Source organism: Streptomyces daqingensis (genome assembly GCF_014645895.1).
GTDB classification, from domain to species: domain Bacteria; phylum Actinomycetota; class Actinomycetes; order Streptomycetales; family Streptomycetaceae; genus Streptomyces; species Streptomyces daqingensis.
Genome location: NZ_BMMP01000026.1, coordinates 58,164 through 69,157, shown reverse-complemented (window position 1 = coordinate 69,157; position 10,994 = coordinate 58,164). Strand labels below are relative to the sequence as shown.

General features: G+C 69.5%; 13 protein-coding genes. 1 reads left to right on the top strand and 12 read right to left on the bottom strand.

Annotated elements, in window-relative coordinates; translation table 11 throughout:
- Positions 1 to 81: 81 nt before the first annotated feature.
- The 12 genes from IEY56_RS26870 to hisD form a co-directional block, all read right to left on the bottom strand.
- The gene (locus IEY56_RS26870) at positions 82 to 735 is read right to left on the bottom strand and encodes a hypothetical protein (protein WP_189039873.1); all 654 of its coding nucleotides are present in this window, start codon (positions 733 to 735) and stop codon (positions 82 to 84) included.
- A gap of 4 nt (positions 736 to 739) precedes the next feature.
- A complete protein-coding gene (locus tag IEY56_RS26865) occupies positions 740 to 1,474 on the bottom strand; it encodes a hypothetical protein (protein WP_189039872.1) in 735 nt (244 codons plus the stop codon).
- Between the two features lie 8 nt (positions 1,475 to 1,482).
- Positions 1,483 to 2,712, bottom strand: a complete 1,230-nt coding sequence (locus IEY56_RS26860) for a hypothetical protein (RefSeq protein WP_189039871.1) — start codon at positions 2,710 to 2,712, stop codon at positions 1,483 to 1,485.
- Positions 2,713 to 2,776: 64 nt separating this feature from the next.
- The gene (locus tag IEY56_RS26855; RefSeq protein WP_229712231.1) at positions 2,777 to 3,091 is read right to left on the bottom strand and encodes a DUF6317 family protein; all 315 of its coding nucleotides are present in this window, start codon (positions 3,089 to 3,091) and stop codon (positions 2,777 to 2,779) included.
- A 92-nt stretch (positions 3,092 to 3,183) separates the two neighbouring features.
- Positions 3,184 to 3,954 carry an imidazole glycerol phosphate synthase subunit HisF gene (gene hisF, locus IEY56_RS26850; RefSeq protein WP_189039870.1) on the bottom strand — a complete coding sequence of 257 codons (771 nt, stop codon included), beginning with the start codon at positions 3,952 to 3,954 and terminating at the stop codon, positions 3,184 to 3,186.
- 103 nt (positions 3,955 to 4,057) lie between these two features.
- Positions 4,058 to 4,465 (bottom strand): RidA family protein, encoded by a 408-nt coding sequence (locus tag IEY56_RS26845; RefSeq protein ID WP_189039869.1) that lies wholly within the window; start codon positions 4,463 to 4,465, stop codon positions 4,058 to 4,060.
- Positions 4,462 to 5,211, bottom strand: a complete 750-nt coding sequence (priA, locus tag IEY56_RS26840; RefSeq protein ID WP_229712230.1) for a bifunctional 1-(5-phosphoribosyl)-5-((5-phosphoribosylamino)methylideneamino)imidazole-4-carboxamide isomerase/phosphoribosylanthranilate isomerase PriA — start codon at positions 5,209 to 5,211, stop codon at positions 4,462 to 4,464. The genes IEY56_RS26845 and priA overlap by 4 nt, the downstream gene beginning before the upstream one ends.
- Before the next feature lie 56 nt (positions 5,212 to 5,267).
- On the bottom strand, positions 5,268 to 5,918 hold the full coding sequence (gene hisH, locus IEY56_RS26835; protein WP_373292199.1) for an imidazole glycerol phosphate synthase subunit HisH: 651 nt from the start codon (positions 5,916 to 5,918) through the stop codon (positions 5,268 to 5,270).
- Complete coding sequence (locus IEY56_RS26830) at positions 5,915 to 6,079, bottom strand: CG2302 family histidine operon protein (protein ID WP_045864173.1); 165 nt, start codon at positions 6,077 to 6,079, stop codon at positions 5,915 to 5,917. The genes hisH and IEY56_RS26830 overlap by 4 nt, the downstream gene beginning before the upstream one ends.
- Positions 6,076 to 6,666: an imidazoleglycerol-phosphate dehydratase HisB gene (gene hisB, locus IEY56_RS26825; protein WP_189039881.1), complete on the bottom strand. Its 591-nt coding sequence runs from the start codon at positions 6,664 to 6,666 to the stop codon at positions 6,076 to 6,078. The genes IEY56_RS26830 and hisB overlap by 4 nt, the downstream gene beginning before the upstream one ends.
- A 2-nt stretch (positions 6,667 to 6,668) precedes the next feature.
- Positions 6,669 to 7,766 (bottom strand): histidinol-phosphate transaminase, encoded by a 1,098-nt coding sequence (locus IEY56_RS26820; protein WP_373292201.1) that lies wholly within the window; start codon positions 7,764 to 7,766, stop codon positions 6,669 to 6,671.
- A gap of 5 nt (positions 7,767 to 7,771) precedes the next feature.
- On the bottom strand, positions 7,772 to 9,097 hold the full coding sequence (hisD, locus tag IEY56_RS26815) for a histidinol dehydrogenase (protein WP_189039866.1): 1,326 nt from the start codon (positions 9,095 to 9,097) through the stop codon (positions 7,772 to 7,774).
- Positions 9,098 to 9,288: 191 nt separating this feature from the next.
- Here hisD and IEY56_RS26810 point away from each other — a divergent pair, with 191 nt between their 5' ends.
- The gene (locus IEY56_RS26810) at positions 9,289 to 10,902 is read left to right on the top strand and encodes an oxidoreductase (protein WP_189039865.1); all 1,614 of its coding nucleotides are present in this window, start codon (positions 9,289 to 9,291) and stop codon (positions 10,900 to 10,902) included.
- The last annotated feature ends 92 nt before the right edge of the window (positions 10,903 to 10,994 follow it).

The window sequence follows — 10,994 nt, the reverse complement described above, 5'->3', positions numbered from 1 at the left end:
ACGACAAGACCGCCGAGTCCTACCAAGCAGCCGTCACCCTCGCATCGCTCCTGATGTGGGCCTGACATTTGAAGACAATTCCTAGCCCTGCCTGCTCCGGCTGCGGCTCTCGCCGCGCTCCGGGCCGAGCCGTGCACCTATGGCCATGGCTCTCCGGCGGGCCTCCGGACTGAGCCCTCGGCTGCGCGGGGAGGTTCGCGGGCTGAACGCCGTGGGCTGCCGCGCGTACCCCATCGACCGGAACCCTGGCTCGGCCACTACCACCGCGAAGCGCGGATCACCCGCGTACCACAGCTCGTCTTTGAAGCCCTTCCGCACGACGCGGTTCCATCGCTTGAGAAGCACCCCCGGTTCCTTCGGCGACGCGGTCTTCGCCGGGTTGTCCGGGTCGGGTAGCACGAAGACGGCCACCTTGCCCTTGCTCATGTGCACGCCGTCGTGCTGCTGAAGCCAGGGGTAGTTGATCAGGATGAGGTACATGCGCCGGAAGTTGGACATCCGGAGGAGCGAGGTCATGAGGCAGTACATGAGCAAGCCGAAAGCCGGAACCGGGATCCACGCCGCCCATGGCGGCAGCACCACCACCGTGCAGTACAGCAGAGCGACCAGCGCGACCAGCCAGCCCAGCGACTTGGCCGTATGCTGGGCCAGCCACTTGCCGAGGGCCGCCCGAGTGCCTGGGGTATCCCACGCTACGGCGGAAGGGGCCTGTGCAGTGCGGTCATTCAAGCTCATGATCTCACCCGAAGTCGGAGGCGATGTCGTCCTTGACCCTGCTGAAGCCGCCACGAGCCGCTCGCTCGATCTCCGGCATCGGGTCCACGAAGGAGACGGTGTATGCGACTCCTTCCATCATCTGGCGGTAGTGCGGGCGCACGGAGACCGCCGTCGTACTGAGCGTCAAAATCGCCAATTGCAGCCCGGACGGGTCCGGTACGTACACAGTGCACTGGTACAGATCCTGCGGACGCTGGCCCGGCACGGAGAACTCCCGCACGAGAGTGTCCGCGACCGAGGCCGGGTTGTCTCCAGGGAGTGTCAACAACCCTATGTTCGCCGCACTTTCGCGGGAGGCCACGGCACGCAGGACGGTGACCTTGGGCGGTGACCAGTCGATCTGCTGGAGCGTGACAGTGAACACCGATGCCGCGGAGGAACCGTCGTCCGCCAGATGCATGCCCATACAGCAGTCGATGATTTCTTCACGCTGCATATACTCGGCCATGGCGCGCACGTCCCTCAGCGCACCGAGATAGTGCTCTCTTACCTCTGCCGGGGCAGCATCCAGCACCAGCGTCTCGACCTTCTCTAGTTGCTGCTCCGGCTCCGAGCCCGTGGACGGGGAGAGACGTTCAAGCGGCACGGCCATGAAGCCGCTCGGCAGCGCGTACCAGATCTTGGATGTCGTATCCCGGGCGGAGTCATCGATCACCAACCGCGGCAGCGGCTCCGCCTTGGCACCCGCGACCCCCATCGCGCCAGTCAACGGAACACCAGCCTTCCGTTCTGGACAATTGTGTCGATGGCTCCGGGACCGTCGAACAGAGCCGCGCGGCCGGCGTCGACACCTGTGCCGGTGTTCTTGACACCATCGCTGTCACCCGCGACCAGGCCGGATCCGGAGGTGACCGCGCCGGCGACTGGCGAGACATAGTCCATCGCGACCCTGACTCCCTGATTGCCGCCAGCAGCCCGAGCCACCAAGTCCCCGACAGGATTCGCGGCACCGGCAGTCGCGATTCTTCCCGCGGCCGTGACGGTGTCATCCGCGAAGCGTCCAAGGAACTGCCCCACGGTGACGGACTCGGAGGCGAAACGCGTCGACTGCACCGCACCGTTGAGGCCGCGGGCCGCGGCACCCGCCCCGGGAACCACGCCCAGGGCATCGCCCGCGAACCCTACGGCGTTCGACCAGAAGTCCGCGTCGAACTCACCCTTGGTGAAGCCGTCCTTGAGTGAGGCGAGCACCTCGGGATCCGACAGCCGTGACGCAGCAGTCGCCGCACTCAGAGCTGCCGCGGCCAACAGAAACGCGACGCCGAACGGCCCCGTGCAGATCAGAGCCAAGAGGCCAGCCACGGCAGCTGCCACGCTGAGGATGTCCGTGAGGTGGTCGCCGATCCAGCCCATGGCCTTGCTGAGCCAGCCGGGCTCTTCCGGCGCAAGGTCCTTCGTGGAGTCCTTCAACTCCTGTGCGATCTTCCTCGCCTGCTCTGAATGCTGGCTCTCCAGCTCCTTGGCCTTCTTGATGACGGCATCCAGCGCCCCCTGCGCCTTGTTGACCGCCGACGTTGCCGTCTTGAGCTGATTGTTGGCCGCGTCCAGCCGACTCTGCGCCGCGTCGAGTTCCGCGTGGCTGTTGAAAGTCTTGCCCGCGAGTTTGAGGTCGGGGTTCGCCTTGGCCTTGTCGTGCTTTCCCTGAGCAGTCTTCAGATCACCCTTGTGGTCTGCGGCTTCCGTGTCGTATTTCTTTGCCAGATCGCGGCGACTCGTCAGTCCGGTGTGCCATCGGCCGAGTTGCGTAGCAGCCTTCTCGACGGACGTGTGGGCATCCTTCAGATACTTCGGGAGGTCGCCGTCTAGGGCCTCACGGAACGCGACAGCGGCGTCGCCCTCCCAGAAGCCCGACTCACCGATCAGCTTCTCGATCTTTTCGTGCGCGGTTTTAAGCGCGCTCGCAGAGCGAGTCAGCTTGCCTTGCAAGCTGTTCACTTCGGTGGGCTGGCCTGGTACCGGTTCCAGCCGAGGTGCGGATACGGGTTGGCAGCCACCGTGCTCACACCCCCTCAGCAGCGCGCTTGAAGCTCTCTTCAAGAGAGTTCTCTACCTCGCGGTAGCCCTCAGTGTTCTTCTGGAGGCCCTCGGTCAGCTTTTCGATGCGTTCCTTGATCTGCTCGGAGCCGTACTTCCAGCGGCCCTGGAACTCGTCGCACGCCTCGTCCAGTTCGGAGGTTCCGATCTGGTCCCCGCGCACCTCCTGCATCGCCTTCCGCACTTCTTCGAGGGAATCGTTGGCCGACTGCAATCCCTTTGTGAACGAAGCGAGTTGATCGATGTCCGTCTTGAAGTGGTCCCCCATGATCCTCTCCATCCTCTCCAGGCGAGAGAAAAGGATGTCATAGGCGCTGTGAACAGTGAGTCGACACGGGGATGTTCACGCCACGGGAGGACAGCGCCGTGCGTTCACCGCACCGGGTGGCCCGCTTCCTTCAGGGCGTGCTTGACGTCGCCGATGCGCAGGTCGCCGAAGTGGAAGACCGAGGCGGCCAGCACCGCGTCCGCGCCCGCGCCGACGGCTGACGGGAAGTGCTCCAGCCGTCCGGCGCCGCCGGACGCGATCACCGGAACCGTCACCTGGGCGCGGACCGCTTCGATCATCCGCGTGTCGTAGCCGTCCTTCGTGCCGTCGGCGTCCATGGAGTTCAGCAGGATCTCCCCCGCACCCAGCTCCCCGGCCCTGTGCGCCCATTCGACGGCGTCGATGCCCGTGCCGCGGCGGCCCCCGTGCGTGGTCACCTCGAATCCCGAAGGTGTGGAGGTGCCGTCGCCGCAGCGCCGCGCGTCCACGGAGAGGACGAGCACCTGGCGGCCGAAGCGTTCCGCGATCTCCCGGATCAGGTCGGGACGTGCGATGGCGGCGGTGTTCACCCCGACCTTGTCGGCGCCGGCGCGCAGCAGCCGGTCGACGTCGTCGCCTGTGCGCACGCCGCCTCCGACCGTCAGCGGGATGAAGACCTGCTCGGCTGTGCGCCGCACGACGTCGTACGTGGTCTCCCGGTCCGACGAGGACGCCGTGATGTCGAGGAAGGTCAGCTCGTCGGCGCCCTCCGCGTCGTAGACCTTGGCCATCTCGACCGGGTCCCCGGCGTCGCGCAGGTTCTGGAAATTGACGCCTTTGACGACTCGGCCGGCGTCCACGTCCAGGCAGGGGATGACTCGTACGGCGACGGACATTGCTGTGTTGCTCCTCGCAGGTGCGTGCCGCGTGCGACGTCGACTCGCAGCACGCGTACGGCAGTTGTACGTTCCGGGGTTCCGGGGGCTTGCCGCGGCGCGGCTACGCGGCCCGGAAGGCTTCGAGTTCTACTTCCACCAGCACCCGGGAGTCCACGAAACCGGAGACGACCACCACGGTTGCGGCGGGCCGCACCTCGTCGAAGATCTCCCGGTGCGCACGGCCCGCGAACTCCACGTCGCGCGAGTGCGTGAGGTAGATCCGGGTGCGGATCACCGACGACGCGTCGAGCCCGAAGGGCGCCAGCGCCTTCAGCGCGTTGCCGAACGCCGCCTTCGTCTGCTCGTACGGGTTGCCCTCGCCCATCAGCTCGCCGCCGTCGGCGAGGGGTAGCGTCCCGGCAACGAGCACCCGGTCGCCCGCCGCGACGGCGCGAGCGAAACCGATCGACTCCTCCCAGGGGCTGCCGGACTGGACACGCTCGACGTCGCGCGATTCGGGCGGAGTCATGACGAGACGGCCTCCAAAGCCTCTTCCAGGGTGAACGCCTTGGCGTAGAGGGCCTTCCCCACGATCGCGCCTTCGACGCCCTCCGGCACCAGCGACGCGATCGCACGCAGGTCGTCGAGGGAGGAGACGCCGCCGGAGGCGACGACGGGGCGGTCAGTGGCGGCACAGACGTTGCGCAGCAGTTCGAGGTTGGGGCCCTTGAGGGTGCCGTCCTTGTTGATGTCGGTCACGACGTAGCGCGCGCAGCCCTCCGCGTCGAGCCGCTCCAGGGTCTCGTACAGGTCGCCGCCGTCCCGCGTCCAGCCGCGGCCGCGCAGCGTCGTCCCCCGGACGTCGAGACCGACGGCGATCTTGTCGCCGTGCTCGGCGATGACCTTGGCGACCCACTCGGGCGTCTCCAGCGCGGCCGTACCGAGGTTGACACGGCGGCACCCGGTGGCGAGGGCAGCCGCGAGGGTGTCGTCGTCGCGGATGCCGCCGGACAGCTCGACCTTGATGTCCATGGCACGGGCGACCTCGGCGATACGGGCGCGGTTGTCGCCCGTGCCGAAGGCCGCGTCGAGGTCCACGAGGTGCAGCCACTCGGCGCCGGCGCTCTGCCAGGCGAGCGCTGCCTGCAGCGGGTCGCCGTAGGCCGTCTCGGAACCCGATTCGCCGTGCACGAGGCGTACGGCCTGTCCGTCGCGGACGTCGACGGCGGGAAGGAGCTCCAGCTTGCGGGCGGACTGTCGGGAGGATTCGGGCACTTTCGGCATCTCCGGGCTTCGAAGTGGTGGTACGGGTGCGGCTCGGCGGCCGGACGTCAGAGCGTGGCGGTCCAGTTGGCGAGCAGCCGGGCGCCTGCGTCACCCGACTTCTCCGGGTGGAACTGCGTGGCCCAGAGCGGGCCGTTCTCCACGGCCGCGACGAACGGTGCTCCGTGCTCGGCCCAGCTGACGAGCGGTGCGCGCATCGCCGGGTTCGTGGAGGTCAGTTCCCAGTCCTGCACGGCGTAGGAGTGGACGAAGTAGTAGCGCGTGTCCCCGTCCAGCCCGGCGAAGAGACGCGAACCGGCCGCGGGCGCCACGGTGTTCCAGCCCATGTGGGGCACGGTGTGGTCGGCGTCGGCCTTCAACGGCCCGACCGTGCCCGGCCATTCGCCGAGGCCTTCCGCCTCCACGCCGTGCTCGATGCCCCGCGAGAAGAGGATCTGCATGCCCACGCAGATGCCCATCACGGGGCGTCCCCCGGCCAGGCGCCGCTCGACGATCCAGTCGCCGCGGGCCTCACGCAGCCCCTCCATGCAGGCGGCGAACGCCCCGACTCCGGGCACCAGCAGCCCGTCGGCCTCCATGGAGGCGTCGTAGTCGCGGGTGATCTCGACGTCGGCGCCCGCCCGTACGAGGGCCCGCTCGGCCGAACGCACGTTGCCGAAGCCGTAGTCGAAGACCACCACTCGCTTGCGTCCGCTCATGACCACACCTCCAGCCGCAGGACTCCGGCGAGCAGCGCCAGCAGCGCGCCGCTGCCGAGGACGGCGACGACGCTCTTCGGCAGCTTCTGCCGCCAGAACGAGATGGCGCCGCCGAGCAGGAACAGGCCGACGAAGATGAGAACCGCCGCGAGACCCGTCACAGTGCGCCCTTCGTCGAGGGGATCCCGGTCTGCCGGGGGTCGATCTCGCTGGCGTAGCGCAGCGCGCGGGCCAGCGCCTTGAACTGGCACTCGACGATGTGGTGCGCGTTGCGCCCGTACGGGACGTGCACGTGCAGGGCGACCTGCGCCTGGGCGACGAAGGACTCCAGGATGTGCCGCGTCATCGTCGTGTCGTACTCGCCGATCATGGGGGCCATACCGTCGGGTTCGGTGTGCACCAGGTACGGGCGTCCCGACAGGTCGACGGTCACCCGCGCCAGCGACTCGTCCAGCGGCACCGACGCGTCGGCGAAGCGGACGATGCCGCGCTTGTCGCCGAGGGCCTGCTTGAAGGCGGCGCCGAGCGCGAGAGAGGTGTCCTCGATGGTGTGGTGGCTGTCGATGTGCAGGTCGCCCTCGGTCTTGACCGACAGGTCGAAGAGGCCGTGGCGGCCGAGCTGGTCGAGCATGTGGTCGTAGAAGCCGACGCCTGTCGCGACATCCACCTTCCCGGTTCCGTCGAGGTTGATCTCGACGAGGACCGAGGTCTCCTTGGTGGTGCGCTCGACGCGGCCCACGCGGGCCAGAGTCATCGAGGGGTCTCCTTTGTCACTGCGCGTACCGCGTCGAGGAACGCGTCGTTCTCTTCGGGCGTGCCGGCGGTCACCCTCAGCCGGCCGGGCACGCCGTTGTCCCGGACGAGGACGCCGTGCTCCAGCAGCGCCCGCCAGGTGGCGTGTGCGTCGTCGAACGTGCCGAATTGGACGAAGTTGGCGTCGGAGTCGGTGACTTCGCAGCCGAGGGCCCGCAGCTCACGCACCAGCCGGTCCCGCTCGTCCTTGAGCCGCTGGACGTATCCGAGCAGCGTCCCGGTGTGTTCGAGGGCGGCCAGCGCGGTCGCCTGCGTGACCGCCGAGAGGTGGTAGGGCAGCCGGACCAGCTGCACCGCGTCGACGACGCCGGGGTCCGCCGCCAGGTAGCCGAGCCGCAGCCCCGCCGCTCCGAACGCCTTCGACATCGTACGGGTCACCACGAGGTTCGGACGGCCCTCCAGCAGCGGCAGCAGCGAGGGGCGGTGCGAGAACTCGCCGTACGCCTCGTCGACGATCACCATGGACGGCTTGGCCGCCTGCGCCGCGTCGTACAGCGCGAGCACGGTCTCGGGATCGACGGCGGTGCCCGTGGGGTTGTTGGGCGAGCAGACGAAGACCACGTCGGGCTGCTGCTCCGCTATGGCCTCCGCCGCTGCCGGAGCGTCGATCGTGAAGTCCGCACGGCGGGGGCCGGACAGCCAGCCCGTGCCGGTGCCGCGGGCGATGAGCGCGTGCATCGAGTACGAGGGCTCGAAGCCGATCGCCGTGCGCCCCGGTCCGCCGAACGTCTGCAGCAGCTGCTGGATGATCTCGTTGGAGCCGTTGGCGGCCCAGACCTGTTCCCGCTCCACCGTGATACCGGCGGCCCCGGTCAGGTACGCGGCGAGGGCGGTGCGCAGCTCGACGGCGTCCCGGTCCGGGTAGCGGTTGAGGGTGCGCGCGGCCTCGGTGACGCGTTCGCCGATTCGCCGCACCAGCTCCTCGGGCAGCGGGTACGGGTTCTCGTTCGTGTTCAGCCGTACGGGCACGTCCAGCTGCGGGGCGCCGTACGGGGACTTTCCTCGCAGCTCGTCCCGGACGGGGAGAGCTTCCATGCCGGTCACTTGCTCTGCGGCACCTTCCACTCGAACCTTGCCTTCAGCGCCATCCCGTGCGCGGGCAGGTCCTCCGCCTCCGCGAGGGCGACGACGTGGTGCGTGACCTCGGCCAGCGCGTCGCGCGTGTACTCCACGACGTGGATGCCGCGCAGGAAGGACTGCACCGACAGGCCGGAGGAGTGGCACGCGCAACCGCCGGTCGGCAGCACGTGGTTGGAGCCCGCGCAGTAGTCGCCGAGGGAGACGGGCGCGTAGGGACCGACGAAGACGGCGCCCGCGTTGCGCACGCGGGCCGCCCACTCCGCTGCGTCCTGCGTCTGGATCTCCAGGTGCTCGGCGGCGTAGGCGTTCACCACCGCGAGTCCGTCCTCGAGGGAGTCGACGAGCACGATGCCCGACTGGCGTCCCGCGAGCGCCTCGGTGATCCGCTCTCGGTGCCGCGCCGCGGCGACCTGCTCCTTCAGCTCGCCCTCGACGGCCTCGGCCAGCTCCACCGACGGCGTGACCAGCACGGCCGCGGCCACGGTGTCGTGCTCGGCCTGGCTGACGAGGTCGGCGGCCACGTGCGCCGGGTCGGCGGAGGAGTCGGCGAGGACCGCGATCTCGGTGGGGCCGGCCTCGGAGTCGATGCCGATACGGCCCTTGAGCAGGCGCTTCGCCGCGGCGACGTAGATGTTGCCGGGCCCGGTGACGAGCTGCGCGGGAGGGCACTCGTCAGTGCCGTACGCGAACATCGCGACAGCTTGCGCGCCGCCGGCCGCGTAGACCTCGTCGACCCCGAGCAACTCGCACGCCGCCAGGATCGTCGGGTGCGGCAGGCCCCCGAACTCGGGCTGCGGCGGCGAGGTGACCGCCAGCGAGCCGACCCCGGCCTCCTGCGCGGGCACCACGTTCATGACCACGGACGACGGGTAGACGGCACGGCCGCCGGGCACGTAGAGCCCGACCCGCTCGACCGGCACCCAGCGCTCCGTGACGGTGCCACCGGGCACCACGTTCACCGTCGAGTCGCCGCGCCGCTGCGCGCGGTGGACGATGCGGGCCCGCCGCACCGACTCCTCCAGCGCCCTGCGTACCTCCGGGTCGAGCTGCTCCAGCGCCTCCGAAAGCGCCTCCCGGGGTACCCGCACGCGCTCCAGCGTCACACCGTCGAACCGCCGCGCGTAGTCGACGAGCGCCGCTGTGCCACGATGCCGGACGTCGTCACAGATGGGCCGCACCTTCCCCAGGGCGGCCTCGACGTCGAGCTCGGCACGGGGCAGCAGGTCACGGTCGATGCCGCCGTCGGAGGAGACGGCGGAACCGCGCAGGTCGATTCGGGAGATCACGGATCCAGTCTCTCAGACCGCCTCCGGCCACCGGGCTTCCGTATCAGTGAGTGATACGCATCCCAGGAGACGATCGTCGCCTCTGGCGTTCATACGGTCACAGAGAGGGAATGAAGCGGACGGACGCCGGGGCGGGGGCCCGGAGACCCGTCCCGACCAGCACAGTCACAGACCGAGGGGGAAGCGACCCGGTGAGCGAGGACCTGGAGTCCAGAGAGCCGCCTTCCTGGCTCACGAGAGCCGAGTGGGGAATGTGGCAGGCGTTCCTCAACGGCAGCGCGTACGACCTGCGCACCGGCGAGGCGGAACTGGACGACCCCAACGGCGACCACGTCTGGGGGCCGGACCGGACCGTCCGCGCGCGCGTCATCTCGCTGCTGCTGCTGCACGGCCCGCCGCCCCTGCTGGGCCGCGTCGCCTCGCTGCACCTGGCCGGGGCCCAGATCACGGACGTACTGGACCTCTCGGGCGGCGCCATCGAGCCGTACTTCGAACTGCGGCAGTGCCGCTTCGACTCGGAGGTGCGGATGGCCGAGGCGCGCATCCACACCGCACGCCTCGTCGACTGCTACATACCGCGCCTCGAGGCCGCCCGGCTGACCACCGACGGCGACCTGCACCTGCCCCGCTGCTCCATACCGGAGGGCGTCAAGCTCACCGACGCCACCATCGGCACCGACCTGATGCTCAACGAGGCGACGATCGGCAGCGGCCGCCGCAACAGGGCCGTCGCCGCCGACGGCATCACCGTCTCCCAGGAACTGCAGGCGAGCCTGCTGATGACGGACGGCGAGTTCAGCCTCCGCGGCGCCACGATCGGCAGCTCGCTGCACATGTTCGGGACGGTGCTGCGCAACCGCAACGGCCGCTACGCGCTGTACGCCCCGCAGATGACCGTGGAGCACGTCGCCAGCTTCGCCGACGCCAACCGCAGCCGCTCCCCGCAGCTCATGGGGGCCACGCCCGCCGCCGGCACCCCCGTCCCCTTCACGTCCGAGAACACGAGCCGCTGGCGCACCCGGCACTTCGAGTGCACGGGCGGGATGGTGCTGGACGACGGGCGGTTCAACTCGTCGCTCGTCATCGAGAACGCCCGCTTCGAACTCCAGCGGGACCAGGAACTCTCCCTGCGCCGCATCCAGACGCCGGAGCTGAACTTCACGCCGCGCGCTCCGGAACGCGGCCTGGTCGTGCTCTCCGGCGCCGCCGTCGAGAAGTTACTGGACCGCGTCGGCAGCTGGCCCCGCGACCAGCGGCTGTGGATGGCGGGCTTCACCTACCAGCAGGCCATTCCCAAGGAGGGGCACTTCAACGTCCGCGAGCGCCTGCAGTGGCTCGCGGCCGCCACCCCGGAGTACTCGCCGCTCCCCTACGAGCAGTTGGCGCTGATGTACCGCAACTGCGGTGAGGACACCAACGCGCGCGCCGTGCTCCTCGCCAAGCAGCGCCGCCGCCGGGAGACTCTGCCGCTGGTGGGGAAGGTGTGGGGCTACCTGCAGGACTGGACGGTCGCCTACGGATACCGCCCCGCGCAGGCCGCGCTGTGGATGGCCGTCCTGTGGGCGGCGAGCGCCCTCTTCTTCGGAGCGAACCCGCCCGACCCGCTCAAAGGCGGCGAGTCGCCGCACTGGAACGCGCCCCTGTACGCGCTGGACCTGCTGCTCCCCGTCATCACCTTCGGGCAGGACACCGCGTGGAACCCGGCCGGATACCACCAATGGGTGGCGGCGACCCTGATCATGCTGGGCTGGGTCCTCGCGACGACCGTCGCGACGGGGGCGACGCGGCTGCTGCGGCGCCAGTGAGCAGGGAGGCGGGCGGCCGTACCGGCGCGCGTCGCGTACGAACGGCACGGCCCGGGTGGCCGCGGCGCGGACCGGCCCCGGGACGGTCCGCA